This is a genomic window from Leisingera sp. ANG-DT (assembly GCF_000813785.1).
In the GTDB taxonomy this organism is placed as follows: Bacteria; Pseudomonadota; Alphaproteobacteria; order Rhodobacterales; family Rhodobacteraceae; genus Leisingera.
In genome coordinates this window covers 590,369-611,508 of sequence record NZ_JWLE01000005.1, presented here as the reverse complement: position 1 = coordinate 611,508, position 21,140 = coordinate 590,369, and the positions used below count along the sequence as shown (strand labels likewise).

19 protein-coding genes are annotated in these 21,140 nt (G+C 61.5%); 8 read left to right on the top strand and 11 right to left on the bottom strand.

Annotated features, from left to right (window positions below):
- Positions 1 to 86: 86 nt before the first annotated feature.
- The 5 genes from RA21_RS08225 to RA21_RS08205 form a co-directional block, all read right to left on the bottom strand.
- Entirely contained in the window at positions 87 to 608 is a 522-nt protein-coding gene (locus tag RA21_RS08225) for a DUF3035 domain-containing protein (protein WP_019295132.1), read from the bottom strand.
- Positions 609 to 663: 55 nt separating this feature from the next.
- Positions 664 to 1,146 (bottom strand): signal peptidase II, encoded by a 483-nt coding sequence (gene lspA, locus RA21_RS08220; RefSeq protein ID WP_019295133.1) that lies wholly within the window; start codon positions 1,144 to 1,146, stop codon positions 664 to 666.
- A 15-nt stretch (positions 1,147 to 1,161) separates the two neighbouring features.
- Positions 1,162 to 2,751 carry a bifunctional phosphoribosylaminoimidazolecarboxamide formyltransferase/IMP cyclohydrolase gene (gene purH / locus RA21_RS08215; RefSeq protein ID WP_039147709.1) on the bottom strand — a complete coding sequence of 530 codons (1,590 nt, stop codon included), beginning with the start codon at positions 2,749 to 2,751 and terminating at the stop codon, positions 1,162 to 1,164.
- A gap of 24 nt (positions 2,752 to 2,775) precedes the next feature.
- Positions 2,776 to 4,518 carry a heparinase II/III family protein gene (locus tag RA21_RS08210; protein WP_019295135.1) on the bottom strand — a complete coding sequence of 581 codons (1,743 nt, stop codon included), beginning with the start codon at positions 4,516 to 4,518 and terminating at the stop codon, positions 2,776 to 2,778.
- 99 nt (positions 4,519 to 4,617) lie between these two features.
- Positions 4,618 to 5,880 (bottom strand): RsmB/NOP family class I SAM-dependent RNA methyltransferase, encoded by a 1,263-nt coding sequence (locus RA21_RS08205; RefSeq protein ID WP_019295136.1) that lies wholly within the window; start codon positions 5,878 to 5,880, stop codon positions 4,618 to 4,620.
- A gap of 77 nt (positions 5,881 to 5,957) precedes the next feature.
- On the opposite strand from RA21_RS08205, the gene RA21_RS08200 reads away from it, so the two are divergent.
- Positions 5,958 to 6,149: a DUF1674 domain-containing protein gene (locus RA21_RS08200; protein WP_019295137.1), complete on the top strand. Its 192-nt coding sequence runs from the start codon at positions 5,958 to 5,960 to the stop codon at positions 6,147 to 6,149.
- 66 nt (positions 6,150 to 6,215) lie between these two features.
- Here the strand turns inward: RA21_RS08200 and dapB are convergent, their stop codons facing one another.
- A complete protein-coding gene (gene dapB / locus RA21_RS08195) occupies positions 6,216 to 7,025 on the bottom strand; it encodes a 4-hydroxy-tetrahydrodipicolinate reductase (RefSeq protein WP_019295138.1) in 810 nt (269 codons plus the stop codon).
- Between the two features lie 86 nt (positions 7,026 to 7,111).
- Here dapB and rbfA point away from each other — a divergent pair, with 86 nt between their 5' ends.
- Together rbfA and RA21_RS08185 are read left to right on the top strand one after the other, a co-directional pair.
- Positions 7,112 to 7,507: a 30S ribosome-binding factor RbfA gene (gene rbfA, locus RA21_RS08190; protein ID WP_019295139.1), complete on the top strand. Its 396-nt coding sequence runs from the start codon at positions 7,112 to 7,114 to the stop codon at positions 7,505 to 7,507.
- Positions 7,504 to 8,253 carry a phosphodiester glycosidase family protein gene (locus RA21_RS08185; protein ID WP_019295140.1) on the top strand — a complete coding sequence of 250 codons (750 nt, stop codon included), beginning with the start codon at positions 7,504 to 7,506 and terminating at the stop codon, positions 8,251 to 8,253. Before rbfA ends, RA21_RS08185 begins: the two co-directional genes overlap by 4 nt.
- A gap of 5 nt (positions 8,254 to 8,258) precedes the next feature.
- Here the strand turns inward: RA21_RS08185 and rarD are convergent, their stop codons facing one another.
- The 5 genes from rarD to mutM form a co-directional block, all read right to left on the bottom strand.
- The gene (gene rarD / locus RA21_RS08180; RefSeq protein ID WP_039147831.1) at positions 8,259 to 9,161 is read right to left on the bottom strand and encodes an EamA family transporter RarD; all 903 of its coding nucleotides are present in this window, start codon (positions 9,159 to 9,161) and stop codon (positions 8,259 to 8,261) included.
- A 185-nt stretch (positions 9,162 to 9,346) separates the two neighbouring features.
- Positions 9,347 to 10,750: a chromosomal replication initiator protein DnaA gene (gene dnaA, locus RA21_RS08175; protein WP_019295142.1), complete on the bottom strand. Its 1,404-nt coding sequence runs from the start codon at positions 10,748 to 10,750 to the stop codon at positions 9,347 to 9,349.
- A 546-nt stretch (positions 10,751 to 11,296) separates the two neighbouring features.
- Entirely contained in the window at positions 11,297 to 11,560 is a 264-nt protein-coding gene (gene rpsT, locus RA21_RS08165; RefSeq protein ID WP_019295144.1) for a 30S ribosomal protein S20, read from the bottom strand.
- A 211-nt stretch (positions 11,561 to 11,771) separates the two neighbouring features.
- Positions 11,772 to 12,548 (bottom strand): enoyl-CoA hydratase, encoded by a 777-nt coding sequence (locus RA21_RS08160; RefSeq protein ID WP_019295145.1) that lies wholly within the window; start codon positions 12,546 to 12,548, stop codon positions 11,772 to 11,774.
- Between the two features lie 63 nt (positions 12,549 to 12,611).
- Complete coding sequence (gene mutM / locus RA21_RS08155; protein ID WP_039147707.1) at positions 12,612 to 13,463, bottom strand: bifunctional DNA-formamidopyrimidine glycosylase/DNA-(apurinic or apyrimidinic site) lyase; 852 nt, start codon at positions 13,461 to 13,463, stop codon at positions 12,612 to 12,614.
- 86 nt (positions 13,464 to 13,549) lie between these two features.
- On the opposite strand from mutM, the gene ubiE reads away from it, so the two are divergent.
- From ubiE to RA21_RS08130, 5 genes are all read left to right on the top strand, one after another.
- Positions 13,550 to 14,302, top strand: a complete 753-nt coding sequence (gene ubiE / locus RA21_RS08150) for a bifunctional demethylmenaquinone methyltransferase/2-methoxy-6-polyprenyl-1,4-benzoquinol methylase UbiE (RefSeq protein WP_039147704.1) — start codon at positions 13,550 to 13,552, stop codon at positions 14,300 to 14,302.
- A 3-nt stretch (positions 14,303 to 14,305) separates the two neighbouring features.
- Entirely contained in the window at positions 14,306 to 15,835 is a 1,530-nt protein-coding gene (gene ubiB, locus RA21_RS08145) for a 2-polyprenylphenol 6-hydroxylase (protein ID WP_039147703.1), read from the top strand.
- Between the two features lie 272 nt (positions 15,836 to 16,107).
- The gene (locus tag RA21_RS08140; protein WP_019295149.1) at positions 16,108 to 16,497 is read left to right on the top strand and encodes a response regulator; all 390 of its coding nucleotides are present in this window, start codon (positions 16,108 to 16,110) and stop codon (positions 16,495 to 16,497) included.
- A gap of 79 nt (positions 16,498 to 16,576) precedes the next feature.
- Entirely contained in the window at positions 16,577 to 19,873 is a 3,297-nt protein-coding gene (locus RA21_RS08135; protein WP_039147702.1) for a chemotaxis protein CheB, read from the top strand.
- 333 nt (positions 19,874 to 20,206) lie between these two features.
- Positions 20,207 to 21,136 (top strand): sensor histidine kinase, encoded by a 930-nt coding sequence (locus tag RA21_RS08130; protein ID WP_241483484.1) that lies wholly within the window; start codon positions 20,207 to 20,209, stop codon positions 21,134 to 21,136.
- Positions 21,137 to 21,140: the final 4 nt, after the last annotated feature.

The following is a 21,140-nucleotide window of genomic DNA, read 5'->3' as shown; positions in this document are numbered from 1 at the left end:
TCGGCGCCCATTGCCAGCAGAAAGACTGCTGTCAACCTACGCCGCCGCTGGCGTCATGCAAGATTGGCTGGCGGAAAAGTGAGCGTTCAGGACTCTTCTTCAGGCGGCGAAGAGGGCGTAGCCGCACCTGCCTTGCGGAATTGTTCGCTGACTGCGAAGGGATCAATGCTCTGCTTGCGGTACAGCTGCTCGTAGCGGTCCACTGGCACGATCTTGATCCGGCCCAGGTTACGGTTGCGGTGGCGGAATTTTGCATCTTCCGAGGCCAATGTCTCCCGCACGCCTGCCTCTACTCCGTACCGGCTGGAAGCGGTGACCAATGCGGCATCACCGGATGGCACACCGGCCGCAGGCACCAGCGCGCCAGGCTTGCCGCCCAGCGCGGCAACTGCGTCAGCGCTCGGATTTGGGTCGGTCAGATTACTGCCACCGGGGGTCGGTGCGGGAAGGGCCGCATAACTGTCCGGTGCGGTCAGAGGCTTGGATGGCAGGATCAAAAACTCATCGGGGCCGGATCCGGGTTTCTGCAGGACACGCAGCCCTTTTTGCGCGCAGCCGGACACTGCCAGCGCGCCTGCAAGAACGATCACTCCGAACGGGATCCGCATTGCCCCAAACTCCTGCCTGTTTCCCAGCGCTTTTAACGCAATTGCCTGGCGAGGTCTACGCAGGCTTTTTACGGCGCCCGTCAAAGAAGATTAGCCCCGCTGCGCCCGCAAAAATGAAGATGTCCGCAACATTGAACACAAAAGGATTCTGGATGCCGCAGCAGGATGTGTTGAGGAAATCCAGGACATAGCCGTAAAGCAGCCGGTCCGCGACGTTGCCCAACGCACCGCCGATCACAAGGCCGGCTGACAGCTGCATGCCTCTGGACTTGCTCTGCCCCCGCAATAACCACACGGCCAGAGCAATGCAGATCACCACAGAGAGCCCGATCAGGATCCAGCGGGCGGCCTCGTCGCCGCCGCCGAACAGGCCGAAGTTGATACCGGTGTTCTCACCGTAGCGGAAGTTGAGAAACGGCGGCAGCACGTCAATCCGGTGGCGCTGATCCAGCCCCATCCAGTGGATCACCAGGTATTTGCTGGCCTGATCCGCCAGGAAGGAGAGGACTGCGCCCCAGATCATCCAACGTGCTGCCATGACCAGTCGCTCTGCTTAGTGGCGGAAGTGGCGCATGCCGGTGAAGACCATGGCGAGGCCTTTTTCGTTGGCCGCCTTGATCACCTCGTCATCGCGCATCGAGCCGCCCGGCTGGATCACGCAGGCACCGCCCGCAGCCGCCGCTTCCAGCAAACCGTCCGCAAAGGGGAAGAACGCGTCCGATGCCACCGCACAGCCCTTGGCGAGGCTTTCCTCGAGGCCCAGTTCAGCAGCCATGCGGCCTGCCTTGGCGGCAGCCACATTGGCGCTGTCCAGACGGCTCATTTGGCCCGCGCCGACGCCGACGGTTGCGTTGTCTTTGACATAAACGATGGCGTTGGATTTGACGTGCTTGGCAACCTTCCAGGCAAACAGCAGGTCCTGCATCTGGGCGTCAGACGGTGCCTTTTCGGTCACCACCTTCAGATCGTCCATGCCGACATAGCCAACATCCTTGTCCTGCACCAGCATGCCGCCGGCCACCTGCTTGTAGGCTACGATGGGCTTGCGCGGATCCGGCAGGCCGTCAGTCAGCAGCAGGCGCAGGTTCTTCTTGGCGGCAAAGATTTCCTTGGCTTCGTCCGACGCGCCCGGAGCAATTACCACCTCGGTGAAGATCTCGGTGATCTTGGCGGCGGTCTCCGCGTCCAGCGGCTGGTTCAGCGCCACGATGCCGCCGAAAGCGGAAGTGCGGTCGCAGTCGAAAGCCTTCTGATAGGCTTCTGCCAGGGTTGCGCCCTTGGCAACGCCGCAGGGGTTGGCGTGTTTGATGATCGCAACGGCCGGGCTTTCGGACGGGTCGAATTCCGCCACCAGCTCATACGCTGCGTCCGTATCGTTGATATTGTTGTAGCTCAGCTCCTTGCCCTGCAGCTGCACGGCGGTGGCAACGCCCGGGCGGTTCGAGCCATCAGTATAGAAGGCAGCTTCCTGATGGCTGTTTTCGCCATAGCGCAGGGTCTGCTTAAGCTCGCCGGCAAAGGCGCGGCGCTTGGGTGCTTGCAGTTCCAGTTCACCCGCCAGCCAGTTGGACACAGCCGCGTCATAGGCCGCGGTACGGGCATAGGCCTTTTGCGCCAGCTTGCGGCGGAAGCGCGGGCAGGTTGCGCCGTCGTGCTGATCCATGTCGCCCAGCAGCTTTTCGTAATCCTCGACATCCACGACCACGTTCACAAAGGCGTGGTTCTTGGCCGCCGCACGGATCATCGCCGGGCCGCCGATGTCGATGTTCTCGATGCAGGTATCATAGTCCGCGCCTTTGGCCACGGTCGCCTCAAACGGGTAGAGGTTCACAACCAGCAGGTCGATGGCACCGATGCCATGCTCATTCATCGCGGCGATATGGGTGTCGTTGTCGCGAAGCGCCAGCAGGCCGCCATGCACCATCGGGTGCAGGGTCTTGACCCGGCCGTCCATCATTTCCGGGAAGCCGGTCACTTCGGAGACATCCTTCACGGCGAGCCCTGCGTCACGCAGCGCCTTGGCGGAACCGCCGGTCGAAAGCAGCTCGACACCGCGCGCGGCCAGCGCCTGGCCCAGCTCAATCAGGCCGGTCTTGTCGGATACGGAAAGCAACGCACGGCGTACGGGGTGAAGGTCGGTCATGGCAGGGCAGGTCCTTTTAAAGGCTCAGTCAAACGTCTCGGGTTCGTCCCGGTTCAGGTCTCGCACGGCAATGGCAGTCTCCTGCGCTTTGCTGAGCGTCCACCGGACGCGGGTGGCATATCCCATCGCCCGCCCGGATAAAACGATCTGCTTTGCCGCACGCGGCTTCAAGCGGGTCTTTTCCAGGAAAACGCTTGGCTCCAGCCGCAGATGGCAGGCGCCGTCATGCCGGAACACCCAGATTTCACCGCTCTTGAGCGCCATGGATACTGCTGCGCCGCCCAAGTCAAGGGTTGCATCGACTTCAGGGTGCAGATGCAGGCGGATATCAAAGCTGACACCACCATCCGGGTTGCTGCTGCTGGCCTTGTCAAAGCGGGCCTTGGCCGAATCTTCCAGCGCCAGCAGCATGTCCTCCCCGGCCAGGGCGCGGCCGTCAAAGGATAGATCCAAGGTGCGGGCATGGGTCAGGCCGAAATGCGCGGCATAGCCGTTGTGGCCGCCCTGGAAACGCAAGCCATCGGTCAGTTCAGCAAGGTCAAGCGGCACATCATCAGGCGCCTCGATCAGTTCCTCATGGCCGGTGGTTTTATGCGGCGCGGCCAGCCTGGCGCTGGAGTGGCCTTCGATGCACAACGTGCTGTGCGAGGGCGTCGCCCGGCCGGCGCGGCGCCACTCCACCCCAAAGGACTCGCCCGACCCGCAGTTAACAACGAGCGGCCTCCGGCCAGAGGTCAGTTCAAACGCAAGAGTCGAGGCATGGCCATTATAGGAGGCCTTGCCCGTGGGCGGCGCCGAGGCATCCACGATTACAGAGGTCCGCCGCGCCGACAGCCGGGTAAAGCCCATTGCCAGCCCGTCTGCATGGCGCTCGGCCACATGGCTGGCTGCCAGCGCATGGTCCAGTCGCCCCTCCAGCCCGCGGCCGCCACCATGGAATCGCGCCAGCCCGCCGTCACTGTGGCGCAACGTGCGCAGGGTCGGCGCGATCCGTTCGATGGCGGCGATATGGGCAGGCGGCACCATCCGGCCGGCCTCATGCAGCGCCGCCGCCGCCCAGGTCAGGAGGGTGAACACCTCCAGCAGTTCTTCCGGGTTGCGGGTCGGCAAGCCGCCCTGCTCGTCGATCTGGGCCTCGCATTCCGCCGCCAGCGCCTTGACCGCCGGATCGGCCAACTCCTCGCGGCCTTGCAATGAAAGACCTGCATAGATCAGCCCGCACAGCGCCTCAAACCGCGGCAGCCCGGGCGCAGCCCCTTGCCAGCGTTGCGCCAGATACCATGTCTGCTGCGCCAGGGAGCCATAGAAGGCTTCGGTCTCGTCCTTATCCTTGCCGCTTAGCAGGAACAGCGCGTGGTTGATCCAGCGGATCACCCGCCGCCCGGTCAGGTCCGGCAGCCAGGCCAGCCCTCCGCCGCGACCGTGCTGTTCGATCCAGCCCCAGACCCATTTCTGCGCCTTGAGCCGGGCCTTGAAATCGCCAACAGCCGCCAGATCGTCGAGCCAGGCAAACCCGTGCCGTTCCGCGTCAAAGGCCGTGTCCGGCGCGGCAACCTCCCACAGGCCAGTGTCTGGCGATTCGACCAGGTAGCCGGCAAACAGCAGATTGCCCGCAACTAGCTGCCGCCCGCGGGCAAAGCTGCCAATGGTACGTGGCTCCGGCTGCGAGACAAAACCGGTTGCCGCTGGCTGGCTGCGCGCGCGCCAAGCGAAATACCGGTTCAGCAGGCGGGTACCGCGGCCTGCCATTCTGTCATAAGTGGACATGCTCTGTTGCCTCACGCCGGATTGTGCCAGGGCGTTTTGGCGGGAGCATAGCGCGGGCTTCGGGCCAAGTCACCGGCGAATGCCGGAGACGCCCCGGGGTCACGCGGATTTGCGCAAAAGGGCCATGTAGAAACCGTCCATGCCGCCACGCTCCGGCCAGTAATCCGGGCGCAGGCGCAGGCCGCCTTCCTCGGTGATCCAGTCCGCATTGACGCCAGGCACTGTCAGCGCCTCACGGTCTGCGGCCATTTCCGGGTACATGTCCAGCGCCTCCTCCACCTGGCATTCGCCTTCATCCGGCAGCAGCGAGCAGGTGCAGAACATCAGCCGCCCGCCGGGTTTCACCAAAGTCCAGGCATGGGCCAGCATTTGCGCCTGCAGCTCAATCAGCTCTCCGAATTCGCTGCCGTCTTTGGCCTGCGGCAGATCCGGGTGGCGGCGGATAGTGCCAGTCGCAGAGCAAGGCGCGTCCAGCAGCACGGCGTCATACTTGCCGGTCTGCGCCAGCGCGTCCCCCACGATCAGTTCCGCCTGCAGCCCGGTGCGTTCCAGGTTTTCCCTGAGCCGGGCAACCCGGCTCTCCGAAACATCAACAGCCGTCACCTGTGCTCCGGCAGCTGCCATTTGCATGGTCTTACCACCTGGCGCCGCGCATAGTTCCAGCACGCGTTCACCAGGCTGGACGTTCAGAATGCGGGCAGGCAACGACGCGGCGGCGTCCTGGACCCACCAATCGCCAGCCTCATAACCCGGCAGGGCGGAAACCTGGCCTGCATTGGCGAGTCTGACAGAACCGGTTGGCAGCACCTCTCCGCCAAGCTCGACCAGATCAGCACCGGGTTTGCCGGTGATATCCAGCGGCGCGCCGGCAAAATGCGCGGCCTCGATGGCCAGCATTACCTCAGCGCCCCAGGCCTGCACCAGGGGTTTCCGGATCCAGTTCGGCAGGCGCGGCGTGCGCAGTTTGGCCCATTCCGCCGGACCTTCGTCAGCCACCTTGCGCAAAACAGCATTGACCAGCCCCTTGAGCTGCCCATGGCGGCGGTGCTTGGAGACAATCGCCACCATGGCATTGACCACCCCATGCGCGGCGGCGCCCGAGCACAGCTCCACCGTCCCCAGCCGCAAGGCATTCATGACAGTGAGCGGAGTTGATTTCTTCAGGTGTTTCTTAAGCACCCGGTCGGCGCGTTCCAGGCTGCGCAGGGTTGCCGCTGCCAGCCGCTGTGCACGGGCTCGGTCTTCCGGTGCCAGCTTTTCCAGCGCCCCGGCTGCATAACATTCCGCCAGCAGCCGCCCCTCTCCCAGCACCTGATCCAGCAGGTAGACCGCAGTGCGGCGGGCGTGGTTGGCATCGGACATGGGGCAACTCCTTAGGGCGCGCCTTGTGCACGCGGGACAGGGGCGTATATCATGCGCAAAGAATAAAGGAACCCGCGATGAGCGACGACACTGCGCCTGTGAAGAAAGACCTGCCGCCCGCCGCACAACGCGCGCTGGCGGAGGCAGAGGAGCGCCGGAAAGCCGCCGAGGCTGAGGAACCGCGCCCCAAGGAACTAGGCGGGCGCGATGGCCCTGATCCGGCACGTTACGGCGACTGGGAGAAAAAGGGAATCGCTGTCGATTTCTGATAAATCGCGGGTGCCAGCTCTAACGCTCCCTAAGGGCAGCGGCCCATCAGGGCCGCCGTTCAGACTTTAAAGCCCCAGCACATCCACCATGTCGTACTGGCCAGGGCCCTTGTCCTGGCCCCACAGCGCGGCTTTCAGCGCGCCGCGGGCAAAGATCGCACGGTCGGTGGCCAGGTGGCGCAGCACGATCCGCTCACCCGCTGCGGCAAACAGCACGTCATGCTCACCCACGATGTCGCCGCCGCGGATGGCGGTGAAGCCGATGTCGCCCCGTTTGCGGGCGCCAGTGATCCCGTCGCGGCCGGAGTCGCGTACATCCGCCAGTTTCACACCGCGGCCCTCGGCAGCGGCCTCGCCCAGCATCAGCGCGGTGCCGGAAGGCGCATCCACCTTGTGGTGGTGATGGGCCTCGATCACCTCAATGTCGAAATCTTCGTCCAGCGCGGCGGCGACCTTTTTGGTCAACTGCACCAGCAGGTTCACCCCCAGGCTCATGTTGCCCGCGCGCACGATCACCGCGTGGCGCGATGCCGGTTCCAGCTGGGCGATCTGCTCATCCGTCATGCCGGTTGTGCCGATCACATGCACCGCGCGGGCCTGCGCCGCGAGCTTGGAAAACGCCAGCGTTGCCTCAGGCGCTGTGAAGTCGATCACCGCCTGCGCCTTGGAAAACGCCTCCAGCGCATCCGAGGTCACGGTAACTCCAACCGGCGCCCCGCCCATGGCTTCGCCCACATCACGGCCAACCCAATCGTGACCCTCACGCTCCACGGCTCCGGCCAGCGTGGCCTTGTCGCTTTCCAGCACCGTCTTGATCAGCATCTGCCCCATGCGGCCCGATGCGCCGGTAATCACGATCCCTGGTTTGTGAGTCATTGGCCCATTTCCTTGTTCAAGCTGGTTTTGTCCTACATCGCCGGGCAGCGCTTGGCAAAGCCTGCGATCCGGCATAGATCGGAACTATGGCAAAGAACAAATTCCACGATGGGCCCGGCCCCTCCCAGCGCCAGCTTCGCGTCGGCGAACTGATCCGCCGCTCGCTCTCTGAAGTGCTGGCGCGCGGCGATGTGCATGACCCGGACCTGAACCGCATGTCGATCACCGTGGGCGAGGTACGCACCTCACCCGATCTGAAAATCGCCACTGCCTTTGTGCTGCCCTTGGGCGGCAAAGGGCAGGAGGATGTATTGAAACTTCTGGCCCGCAACAAGAGCGAACTGCGCCGCATGGTCGGCAAGAAGCTGGGCTTGAAATTCACCCCGGATCTGCGGTTCCGGCTGGATGAGACCTTCGACCAGATGGACGAAACCCGCCGGATGCTGAGTCAGGACGCGGTGCGCCGCGACGTGGAAGAGTGATCCGCAAGGCCGCATTTCTGCTGACGGCGCTATGGACCGCACCCGCGGCCGGCGCGGTCGAGTGCAGCGATGTGGCCTATGAGGGCAACCGGTACTCGATCTGCGAAGTCGACGCCGCACAGGAACAGCTTCAGCTGTTCCTGAAGGATGGCGAAAACCAGGTCTACGGACACTTCTCCTCGCTGGAGGATGCGCTGGCAAAGGACGGCAAGACGCTGGCCTTTGCGACGAACGCCGGCATGTATCACACGGACCGCTCCCCCGTCGGCCTGTATGTAGATGAAAACGGTGAGGCGATGCGGCTGGTGACCAATGCCGGTCCAGGCAACTTTGGCCTGCTGCCAAACGGGGTACTATGCATCGGTGAACGCCGTGCCGATGTGTTCGAAACCCTGGATTTCGAACACAGAGCGCCCGCCTGCACCTATGCTACCCAGTCCGGACCGATGCTGGTGATCGACGGGGAACTGCATCCGCGCTTCCTGGCGGATTCAGACAGCTATTACATCCGCAACGGTGTAGGCACCTCGGCAGATGGCAGCCGCGCAGTCTTTGCGATCTCGCGCAATGCAGTGACGTTTCACCAGTTCGGCAGCCTGTTCCGCGACTATCTGAAGCTGCCCAATGCGCTTTACTTCGATGGAAATATCTCGCGCCTGCACGCGCCGGAACTTGGCCGCAGCGATGCCGGTTTCATGATGGGCCCGATTGTGGGTGTGATCGAGGACGCGCAGCCGTCCGATTGAACCCCTCAGCCTGTTCGCTTGCGCATCTGACGAATCATCGGCACTGAGTAGATCACCAGCGCCGCCCAGATCATCGGAAAGGCGATCATCCGGGCGCTGCCGAATTCCTCGCCGAACAGCAGCACCGCCGCCAGCATGATCATCGTCGGCGCAATGTACTGCAGGATTCCCATGGTTGAGAGCCTGACCAGCTTGGCGCCATTGGCATAGACGATCAGCGGCACGGCGGTCACCAAACCGCAGCCCAGGAGCAGCCAAGTGTCCGTCAAAGAGGCACCAAAGCTGCCGCTGCCCGTGGCAGCCAGATATGCGAAATACCCAAGTGCCGGCGCCAGCAGGATCAGCACCTCAAGCAGGAAGCCCTGGTTGGGGCCGATCGGCAGAGACTTCTTGAAGAAGGCATAAAACCCCCAGGACAAGGTCAGGCCAACTGCCACCCAGGGCACCCTGCCCGCCTCCAATGTCAGCACCAGCACCGCCGCCGCGGCCAACGCCACGGCGGCCATTTGCGCCTTGCCAAGAGGCTCCCGCAGCAGCAGAGCGCCCAGCGCAATGCTGAACAACGGGTTGATATAATAGCCAAGCGCGGCATCCAGCGCCCGCCCTGCTGCGATGGACCAGACATAGATCCCCCAGTTGACGGAAATCAGCGCCGCGGTGATGCAAGCCATGCCGAGCATGCGGGTATTTTTCAACGCAGCGCGCAGATCTTTGGTGCGGCGCAGGACTATCAGCAGTGCGCCGGCCACCGGCACCGACCAAATCACCCGGTGGGTAACAACCTCAGCCGCCGGAATATGCGACAGTGCCTTCATGTAGAGCGGCAGAAATCCCCACAGCAAGTAGGCGGTGACGGCGAAGGCCAGCCCGCGGGGCGTGTCCAAGTTCTGTGGCGTCTGATCAGTCATGCCGCGCTCCTCATCCAGGGCGCTGTTATGACCGGTTTTCCGCGTCATGAAACTTCGTTTTCTGTGATACCGGGCATTCACCGCTGTTATGGGTCTTGGCGGCCGCCGTTGAGCCAACAAAAAACGGCCCCGGAAACCGGGGCCGCAGTGCAATTTGGGGTTTGCAGTTCTAGCTTTTTTGCTCGTCAGGCTTCCAGCGAACGCCGCAGCATTTCGACGTCCTCGGCGATCTGGCCGTCGGTCAGCTTCAGCTCCTCGATGCGCTTCACGCCGTGCATCACGGTGGTGTGGTCGCGCCCGCCAAAGCGGCGGCCGATCTCTGGCAGGGAGCGGCTGGTCAGCTGTTTGCACAGATACATCGCCACCTGACGCGGGCGCGCATAAGAGCGCAGGCGCTTGGGGCCGATGATATCGGACATGCGGATGTTGTAATACTCGGAGACCTTGCGCTGGATTTCCTCGACGGTGATCTTGCGCTCGGAGGCGCGCAGCACGTCTGCCAAACAGTCCTGGGTTAGGTCCATGTCGATCTCACGGCCGACCAGAGACGCAAATGCGAACAGACGGGTCAGGGCGCCTTCAAGCACGCGCACATTGGTCGAGATCCGGTGTGCCAGGAATTCCAGCACACCATCCGCGATGCGCAGGTCGGGGTAGGTCTCACGCTGCTGCTGCACCTTGGTCTGCAGGATGCCCAGACGCAGTTCATAATCGGTCGGGTGCAGGTCCACGACAAGACCGCACTGCAGGCGTGACTTCACCCGGTCTTCCAGATCCTTGATCTCACCCGGGGCGCGGTCGGCCGAGATGATGATCTGCTTGTTCTGATCCACCAGCGCGTTGAAGGTGTGGAAGAATTCTTCCTGGGTCGAATCCTTGCCGGCGATGAACTGAACATCATCCACCATCAGCACATCGACCGAGCGGAACAGGTGCTTGAAGTCCATCATCTTACGCTCACGCAGAGCTTGCACAAAGCGGTACATGAACTGTTCCGCCGACAGGTACAGCACGTTCAGCGACGGGTTCTTTTCCTTCAGTTCCCAAGCGATGGCGTGCATCAGGTGGGTCTTACCCAGACCCACTCCGCCATACAGAACCAGCGGGTTGAAAGTGACCGGACCGCCCTCTCCGACGCGGCGTGCGGCAGCGTGGGCCAGTTCGTTCGGCTTGCCGACAACAAAGCTGTCGAAGGTAAAGCGCGGATCAAGCGGTGCAGCCTGCAGCGCTTCCAACGTGTCCTTGCCAGCGGAAGAAGCCGCGGGCGCAGTCATGACGGCCACATCACCATCGGCGCTGCTGTAAGCCTCTGCGCCAGCTGCGGGCTCTGCCGGGCGGACCGGGCTGTTAGCAGCAACCCGGAAAGCCAGCCGCTGGACCTGTTCCCCGGACATCGTCAGCTCATGCAGAATCAGATCTGCAAAGTTTTGGCTGACATAGTTGCCCATGAAATTCGTCGGCACCTTGAAGACGGCAACCCCACCGTCCACGGCGTCAAATTCAAGCGGCTCGATCCAGGTCGTGAAATTGTTCTGGCCGACCGTTTTCAACAGCCGGTTTCTGAGCTGTCCCCATTTTTCTTCTGTCATGCTGCGCCTCACGCATCCCCAAAAAGCAGCGGCCCATTTGCCGGGCCAGTTCTATTCTTACCCCCAACCACCCGGGGGGCATCCACGCACAGGGTTATCGTGTGCGGGCCAGCAGTGGCCGCATTACCCGAAGGCTTGACGTTCGCCTTGAACAGCAAAAACGGCCGCAAAAAGCGGCGGATTTGCCGTCACGAACAGTATCGCACACAATTGAGACAAGGCTGCTGACCCTTAACGATACAGCAGTGGATCCCGGCAACTAGCGCGCATCAGATGCGCGTCGTGCCGAGCAACCTGGCAATCTTGATGCCCGTCAAGATCGCCTCGAGCAGCCTGTCCCCCCAGCGAGTGAATCGCTGAAACAGTGGTAGCAATTTGAGGGGGGCAGCGGCAACGAAACTATGATGTTGACTCAGTCTTTGGCAGCAAAGAATCTCCTGCGCCCAGCGAGTCCCGGCAAGGGTTTTCCCAAAAAACAAGGCGCTGCAATCTGCAGCGCCCTGACAACTTTTTGACGGCCCGTGAGCCTGCTCAGCGGAGCGAATCTCAGGCCAGCGCCTTCACGCGTGCGGACAGGCGCGAGATTTTCCGGGAAGCGGTGTTTTTGTGATACACCCCCTTGGTGACGCCGCGCATCAGCTCGGGCTGAGCCGCGCGCAGAGCCGCGGTTGCAGCTTCTTTATCTCCGGAAGCGATGGCTTCTTCAACTTTACGCAGGAAGGTGCGGATGCGCGAACGACGGGCTTTGTTGACGGCAAAGCGCTTCTCGTTCTGACGTGCGCGCTTCTTGGCCTGGGGCGAATTTGCCATGGTGTCTGACCTTATCTTCGGGTTCTGTTTCTATCGGACGCAATGCCAGCCAGCCCCGGATCATTCACCGGTGTGATTCTAGCCAAAGCGGGCTGCACGCGCATGTATGAGGGCGGCATCTATCCAACTCTGCATGGAATTGCAAGGGCGCCGGCCCCAAATGCAAAAAGGCGGGCTGGGCGGCCCGCCTTTCCGGTGTCTGATGTGCCGCTTACTTGTCGCGGAACTGCGCTTCGCGCTTTTCAAGAAAGGCGGCCATGCCCTCTTTCTGGTCTTCGGTCGCAAACATCGAATGAAACACGCGGCGTTCGAACAGAATGCCTTCGCTCAGCGGCAGCTCATAGGAGCGGTTCACCGCTTCCTTCACTGCCATAGCCGTCAGCTGCGATTTCTCGGCGATCTTCTGTGCTGCCGCTGTGGCTTCCTCGATCAGCTTCTTCGCGGGCACCACGCGCGACACCAAGCCTGCGCGTTCAGCCTCTTCGGCGTTCATAAAGCGGCCGGTCAGGTTCATGTCCATCGACTTGGACTTGCCCACGAACCGGGTCAGGCGCTGGGTGCCGCCGATGCCAGCTACTACACCCAAGTTGATTTCCGGCTGGCCGAACTTGGCGGTCTCGGCAGCGATGATGAAATCGCACAGCATCGCCAGCTCGCAGCCGCCGCCCAGCGCGTAGCCGGCCACCGCGGCGATCACCGGCTTGCGGATCGCCGAAATGCGGTCATTGGCGTCGGCAAACAGATTGGTGGAAAACACCTCGGTGAAACTCAGCTCCGACATCTCCTTGATGTCGGCACCGGCGGCAAAGGCCTTCTCCGAGCCGGTCAGGACAATGCAGCGCACCTTGTCGCTGGCATCGGCCTCTTCCAGAGCATCGCAAAGCTCGCCAATGAGCTCCTTGTTGAGAGCGTTCATCGCCTCAGGGCGGTTCAGCTTGATAAGGCAAACGTGGTCCTGCACATCGACGTTGATCGTCTCGTAGGCCATGATTTCTCTTTCGGTTGTTCCGTTCAGTCCTGAGTCCTTACCAAAAGGGTCCCTCTGATCAAGCTATCTTTGGCACTTTACACAGTAGAAGGTGGAACGCCCCGACTGGGTGATTCTGGCAATTGACCCGGCGCAGCCCTCTCGGCGGCAGGCCTCGCCCTCGCGGCCGTAGGCATCGAAACTATGCTGAAAATACCCAAGTTCTCCAGAGGCTTGCCTGAAATCCTTGAGCGATGAACCGCCCGCTTGGATGGCATCCTGCAGCACCTTCCGGATGATCGGCACCAACGCCGCTACCCGATGCGCGGCAATCTGCCCGGCCCTGCGGCGTGGCGAAATTCCCGCACGGAACAGCGCTTCGCAGACGTAGATGTTACCGAGACCAGCAATGATTCCCTGATCCAGTAATGCGGATTTCACCGGCGTGTTACGCCCCTTGAAGGCAGCCACCAGGTGATCCTCGTGAAAGTCATTGCCCAGCGGCTCCGGCCCCAGCACCGCCAGCAACTTGTGGGAGTCGGCGGTAGCGGTCTCCAGCAGATCCATCGCCCCGAACCGGCGCGGATCGTTGAAGGTGATGCGCGCGCCATTGTCCATGTCCAGAACCACATGGTCGTGCTTCTCCGCCTGCGGGTGCTCATGCACGAACTGCCCCAAAGGGTCGCCCGACACCGTCATCCGCCCGGACATGCCGAGGTGAATGAGCAGCGTCTCGCCTGTGTCGAGATCAGCCAGAATGTATTTCGACCGCCGCCTGAGGGCATTGACCCGCGCGCCTGTCAGCCGCTCGGCCATCCGCTCCGGAAACGGCCAGCGCAGATCCGGGCGGTTCACCTGCGCCTTCACGATCACTGCGCCCTCCATCGCAGGCGCCAAACCGCGTTTCACCGTCTCGACCTCGGGCAATTCTGGCATTACACCCCTCCTGAACCAACGGGCCGCATTGTGCCTGCCCCACAGCGCCTTATAACAAGGGCGAAACTCAGCAAACGGCAAGCCTGATGAGCAACACGAGCGACAACACCACCCATTTCGGGTTCGAAACCGTCCGCGAGGAGGAGAAGGCAGGCCGCGTGCAGGGGGTCTTCAACTCGGTCGCCTCTAAATATGACATCATGAACGACGTGATGAGCGTGGGCATCCACCGGGTCTGGAAGGACGCGATGATGGACTGGCTGGCGCCGCGTCCCGGTCAGCGGCTTCTGGATGTGGCGGGCGGCACCGGCGACATTTCCTTCCGCTTCCTGAAACGCGCAGGCTCCGGCCACTCCACCGTGCTCGACCTCACCCGCCCGATGCTGGAGGAAGGCCGCAAGCGCGCCGAAGCCGAGCAGATGGCCGACAGCCTCGACTGGGTCACCGGCGACGCGATGAAGCTGCCGTTCAAGGACAACACTTTCGACGTCTATACCATCTCCTTTGGAATCCGGAATGTAACGCGGCCGCAGGAGGCACTGAACGAGGCTTACCGGGTGCTGCGCCCCGGCGGGCGGCTTATGGTGCTGGAATTCTCGCAACTGCCGAACGACGGGCTGCAAAAGCTTTACGACCTCTATTCCTTCAACGTGATCCCGCGGATGGGTCAGCTGATCGCCAATGATTACGACAGCTACCAGTATCTGGTGGAATCGATCCGCAACTTCCCGGATCAGGAAACCTTCCTGGGCATGGTGAAACAGGCGGGGTTCGAGAACGCCAAATACCGCAACCTGTCGCTGGGCATCGCCTGCCTGCATTCCGGCTGGAAGATCTGACCCATGCGCGGCCCCCATAATATCCTGCGCCTGATCCGAACAGGCGCCACATTCGAACGCACCGGCGCCATGCATTCCGTGCTGGAGGCGTTTGAGGCGCCAAAACCCCTGCGCATACTCGCCCGCACCTTGGGCTGGCCGTTCAAATGGCTGGGCTACAAGGGCGATCCGGCAATGCCGCCCGAAACCCGCGCACTGAACGCGCTGGGGCCTGCCTATATCAAGTTCGGACAGGTGCTTTCGACCCGGCCGGACGTGGTGGGCAAGGATCTGGCCAACCAGCTGCGCGTGCTGCAGGACAAGCTGCCGCCGTTTTCCCGCGCCCAGGCGCTGGCTGAGGTGGAAAAGGAGCTGGGCCGTCCGGTCTCCGAGATATTCTCGGACTTCAGCGACCCGATCGCCGCCGCCTCCATCGCCCAGGTGCACCGGGCGACGCTTGCGGAAACCGGCGAGGAAGTGGCGGTCAAGGTGCTGCGCCCCGGCATTGAGCGCGCCTTCAACAAGGATGTGGATGCGTTCTATTTCGCGGCCCGCATCGTGGACCTCTTCGCCCCCGGCGCCCGCCGCCTGAAGCCGATGGATGTGATTGAGCACTTCGACGGTGTGGTGCAGGGCGAACTGGACCTGCGGCTGGAAAGCGCCGCCGCCTCGGAGTTCGCCGCCAATACCGCCAAGGACGAAGGTTTCCAGCTGCCGGAAATCCGCTGGGGCTATTCAGCGCGCCGGGTGATGACCATGGGCTGGGCCGATGGCATTCCACTGGGCGACAATGAGGCGCTGGATGCAGCCGGCCACGACCGCAAGCTGCTGGCCAACCGGGTGCTGTCGCTGTTCCTGCGCCATGCGCTGCGCGACGGTTTCTTCCACGCCGACATGCACCAGGGCAACCTCAAGGTGGCTAGCAACGGCGATATAATCGCCTATGATTTCGGGATCATGGGCCACATCGACGAATATACCCGCCGGGTCTATGCCGAAATTCTCTACGGCTTCATCAAGCGCGACTACAAACGCGTGGCCGAGGTGCATTTCGAGGCCGGCTACGTGCCTGCCAACCGTGACGTCGATGAATTCGCCCGCGCCCTGCGCGCGGTGGGTGAGCCGATCTTCGGCATGGACGCCTCGCAGATTTCAATGGGCCGGCTGCTGAACTACCTGTTCGAGGTGACTGAACGCTTCGGCATGGAAACCCGCACTGAGCTGATCCTCTTGCAGCGCACCATGGTGGTGGTTGAGGGCGTTGCCCGCTCACTGGATCCGCGTATCAACATCTGGGAAGCCGCCCGGCCGGTGGTCGAGGATTACATCAAGAAATCCATCGGGCCCCGCGCAGTCGTTACCGACCTGCTGGACACCGCCAAGGTGATGGCCCGCTTTGGCCCCCGTCTGCCTGCACTGGTGGAACAGGCGCTGATCGCGCAGGCTGCACAGAACGGTGCACGGCCACGCAGCAGCAGAAGCTGGGCCGTCCCCGCCGTTCTGGGTGCTGCCGGCGCCACCAGCCTCTTCGCTGTCATTGCCTTGCTGACTTGATAAAGGCCGCGGATTGAAGGTGTTACCACGTCAGCAACGCAAGACGTGTGTCTCAAACTAAAAAACTCGCAAAAGAAGATTATCAGCCAGCTCGGACACGTTGACCGGAGGTTGAAAGAGTCCCATGATGCCAAAGGGACCCAAATCCGGCCACCCCGCTGAAATACCTGACTTTGCGGAACCGATTAGGAGCCGGCTTGGTCACCCTCGAGACAATGCCGTGACCGGATCCCTGTTTCTGATCGCAGCCGCAGCACAGACGGAATCAGCTGATGAACAACCCGCGGAAAGTCCTGCTCGTCGAAAATGACGAATTCACGCGATACATGATGCGAGAGATCATTGTGGCGCTTGGGGTTGACGTTGAGATTGCCGAAGACGGTCAGGCCAGCATCGACATGCTCAGCAGCGCGCCGAACGAGTATGGCCTGGTGCTGATGGATCTGCACATGCCGCGGCTGTCGGGGATTGAGGCGACACAGCAAATCCGGGAAGCTCCGATGGATCCTCCCAGCAGCGTGCCTATCATCGCCGTGACTGCTGATGCTGCCTATCACGATGATACGATCGTCAAGGACTTGGGCATGAACGGGTTTGCACCAAAGCCAGTGACACCCGGCCAGATTCTGAACCTAATCGACAAATTTTGCGCTGCTGCATAGGCCGCAAGCGCCGCCTTTCAGGCACAACGAGTGCAGGAAGATTTTTTGCACCGCTACTTTGCATTACGGTTGAATATTCATGGAAGACTTAGAAAAGCGCATGTCCACCGAAACGTCAGCAGCCTCACCGGAAAATGATAGCGCGGATGCCTCAGCTGAAGACAGCGGCCTTCACGTGGTCGGTGTGGCCGCTTCGGCGGGCGGGCTGGAAGCGCTTTCGCAACTGGTGCAGCACCTCCCGCAATCCGCCAACGCAATCTACGTGATTGCGCAGCATATGTCGCCAACCCATAAAAGCGTGCTGACATCTTTGCTCGCCCGCGAAACCTCCCTGCCAGTAGAAGAGCTGGGCCGGGAAACCGACCCCGTGCCGGGAACCATCTACATTACCCCGCCAGATACTGATGTGATGCTTGAGGGTGGAAAGCTGCGCTTGCGCAACCCTGCAGGGCACCCGGCATCCCCGAAGCCGTCCGCTGACCGGCTGTTCAAGAGCATTGCTCAAGAGTGCGGAGAAAACTGTGTAGGTATCGTGCTGTCGGGCACTGGAAGCGACGGCAGCTATGGCGTGCAAGCGATCCGTGAATGCGGCGGAATCACCATCGCCCAGGATCCCAGCTCCGCGAAATATGATGGCATGCCAGCTTCGGCGATTGAAACCGGTTGTATCGATCTGACCCTGACACCGGGGCAAATCGGCGACCATTTCGAGAAAATTCTGACCCGGCCGCGCGATCTGGCATTGCTGCGCCCCGAAACGGATGAACCCAGCAAGCTCAGCGAACTGTTCGGCATCCTTCTAGCCCGCACCCAGGTCGACTTTGCCAACTATAAGGAAAACACACTGAACCGCCGCATTGCCCGGCGGATGACGGCACTGGGTATCGAAGACTACGACGGCTATGTCGATTATTGCAGGTCAAACGTGGACGAAGTCGACGCGCTGCACCGCGATTTGCTGATTTCGGTGACCCGGTTCTTCCGCGATCCTGAACAGTTCCGGAAATTGAATGAACAGCTGGAAAAACAGCTGGCAAACAGCGGCCCGGGCCCCGTTCGGGTGTGGGTCGCGGGATGTGCGACCGGCGAAGAGGCTTATTCCATCGCGATCCTTATCGCGGAACTGCTCGGCGGGCTCCACGCGCTGACCAAGACCAATGTTCAGATCTTCGCCACGGATATCGACCAGAATGCCATCGAAGTTGCGCGAAAGGGGATTTACCCCATTTCAGCAGCGCAGGACATTCCGCCCCAATATCTGAAGGAATACTTCACCGTCGGCGAAAACGACATCTCGGTCCGCCAGGAGCTTCGAAATGTGACACTGTTTTCGCAGCACAATGTGTTCCAGGACCCGCCCTTCATCAATCTCAACCTGGTCACCATCCGTAACGTCCTGATCTATTTTAACCTCGCACTGCAGGAACGTGTGCTGACCCGCCTGCACTATTCCCTGGCCTCGGGCGGGCTGCTGTTTCTGGGCACTTCGGAAACAGTGGGCGAAATGGGCATCTACTTCGAAGCCCGCCAGGGGGCCGACAAGATTTTTGGCAAGCGCCGCGGCATTTCCAGGGAACTGACCGTATTGCCCAGCACGCCGGGCAGCTCCTACCTGCGGTCGCAGAGCATGCGGCGGTCAGCGGCGCAAGCGGCAGCCGATCAGGCTGCGCAGGCCGACCTTTCGCTTGCCCGGGCAGTTGCGCCGAATGGCGTTATTTGCACCCGTAACGGCGACATTATCGAAATCCTCGGGGATATCAGCGTCTACAGCGAAATCCGGGCCGGCATGTCGACGTCGCTGAACGTTAGGATGCTGATCGACCCGCTGCGCACCGAGGCCGCCAGCCTGATTGCGGTGGCCACCCGCACCGAAGAACGGCGGGACGGGCGCTGGCATAAAGCCTCCTTGCCCAATGGCAACCGCGTTCAGCTGCAGGCCTTCCCCTTCTTCAACCACAAGGGCGGCGAACTGCATTGCCTGCTGGCGATCAATTCCAAGTTCGAGGAGGAAAAGGAGCTGAACTTCAGCGAAATTTCCGACCGGGAACAGCGGGACTATGTCGAGCGGATGGAGCTGGAAATCCGCTCCACCCAGGAGGCGCTGCAGCAGACGATCGAGGAACTTCAGACCGCCAACGAGGAGCTGCAATCCTCAAACGAGGAGCTGCAGTCCACCAACGAGGAGTTCCAGGCCACAAATGAAGAACTGGAAACCTCCAACGAGGAGCTGCAATCCACCAATGAAGAGCTGCTGACCGTCAACGAGGAATTGCAGATCAGCTCAGCAGAGCGCCAGGCGCTGGCCTCCGAGCTGGAAGCGATGCTGGTCTCTTCGCCTTATGCCATTGCGCTGGCGGATCAGGCGCTGATCATCCGGCGGCTGTCGCGCGTCGCGCAGGAGGTTTTTGGCATTGGCGAGCTTCCTCCGACCGGCCTGCACCTCAGCCATTGCAACCTGCCCAATGGCTTCCCGGCACTTGCGCCGATTGCCAACACTGTGCTGCGGCTGCAGGAAACGCGCCGCATTCCCGTCCTGTCAGGCAGCGACTACTACACCCTGATCCTGTCACCCGTTCTGGACATGCACCAAAGGCTCATCGGCATCTCTATCACTGTGTCCCGGTTCGACAACGAACCTTTCAATGATGTCCTCCGGCAGATCAGCAAAGTAACCAGGGTCGGGTTCTGGACGCAGAACCTGCAATCCAACGATACCTACGTCTCGCCAGAGGTGCATGCCATTCTGGGGATGGATGACACCGCAGCCGGCCTGAGCCTTGACACGATTCTGGCGCGCGCCCACCCCGAAGACCGTGCAAGCTTGCAGTTGCAGCTTGACCCTCTGTTCAAGGACGGCGGCTCCTTCGAATTTGATGCACGCTTCTTCGATGACAGCGGAAACACCCTGAACATCGGGGGCAGCCTGATGGTTTTCCAGGATTCCCATGGCGAAAACATCCAGTTGATCGGCGTGTGCTGGGACAAGGCAAAGTTTGACGAGCGCGACCTTATGCTGGGCTGCAGCGCGGCGGTGCAAAATCATTTTGCCGTTGGCATTTTCTCCTTTGATGTGGTGAACAATGTGCCGTCCTGGAACCCGCCGATGTACGATCTTCTGGGGTATGCTCAGGGCAAGCACGTCCCTTCGGTGGAAGTGATGCTTGAGCGCATCCACCCTGAGGACCGGGATTTTGCCAAGGACGGGCTGCAGGATGTCCTGACGATGGGACAGCCGTTCCACTACCCGCTGCGCCTGCAGACCAGCGATGGCAGCTACGCCGCAGCAGAACTGTTTGCACAAGCCCGGAGCGGCGATGCAGACCGCATAACCCATGTCTTTGGCGGCCTGCAGCTTTACCGGCGTGAACCGGAGTAAAACGCACGTGTTGTGTTGCACTGAACCTTTCAAGGTCATGCAGGCGGACCAGGCTCATCCCTCGTCCGCCCGCATTTTGCAGCCTGCACCCGCGGACAAACCGGCCCCTAGGCGGTGACTGCATTGATGCCGGATGGGAACAACCTGGACGCTGAGGTCTTGGGAAACGCCTTTTTCTGGTCTCCCTATGCGTCCTTTGTCCTCGATTGGAATGGCCGCATTCTTGCGTGCAACCGCAGGGCCGAACGCAGTTTCGCACCGGGTTGCGAACCCGGCAGCGGTGCGCTTCAAGGCACATGCATCAGCGGCCTGACCCTGCTGGATCCGGACCGGGTGATTGCAAGGCTCAGGCAAGGCACAGCGCATGGCGCAACGACTTTGCCCATGAATGCGAACATCCGCCCGTCCACGGCGCCAGAAACGGATTTCCGCGTTTCGCTGTTAAAGTCTGACGCCAAGGGTGAGCGGCTGATCATGTTGACCCATGACCAGCTGCGAGTCACCGCTGAGTCGTTCCGGCAAATGAATGACCTGCGCAGCAAGCTCAACGATGAGCTGCGCAGCGCCAAGGAAGCCAACCTGAAACTGCAGGAAACCTTGCTGTCGATGGAGGCCTTTGCCCACGCCGCCTCTCATGATCTGCGAACACCGATCAGCACCTTGAATGGCGCCTTGCACTACTTCTCTCAGCACTATGCCGCCGGTCTGCCGGAGACAGCCCAGGAATTCCTGAAGCACATGAGCCGGGCCACCAGCCAGATGGACCGGCTGACAACGGAGCTTTTGGAACATTCGGTTTCAACGTCCGCCCGGATCAACATTCAGGAAATTTCAATTCAGGACGCAGTATCAGAGGCCTGCGCAGGCCTTGCCCAGGAACTGCAAGCCTGCGGTGGCCAAATCAGCGTGTCAGGCAACGGTTTCCGGCTGCATGCCGACCCTACCCTGCTGCACCTCGTCCTCACCAACCTGTTGACCAACGCAATCAAGTACCGGCACCCTGAGCGCCCTCTGGAAATCAAAATCAGTCAATCTTCCGCAGGGCGGGACAATTGGGAACTGTCAGTTTCGGACAATGGAACCGGCTTTGACCCCAAAGACAAATTCTTGATTCTCCAGCCATTTCATCGCGCGCACCGTGAAATCGAAGGCAGCGGCATCGGATTGTCGACTTGTGCGGAGATTTGCCGCCGCCACAACTGGCAGTTCACAGCCGATGCAGACCAAGGCAAAGGCGCCATCTTTACAATTGCCTGCAACTAGATCC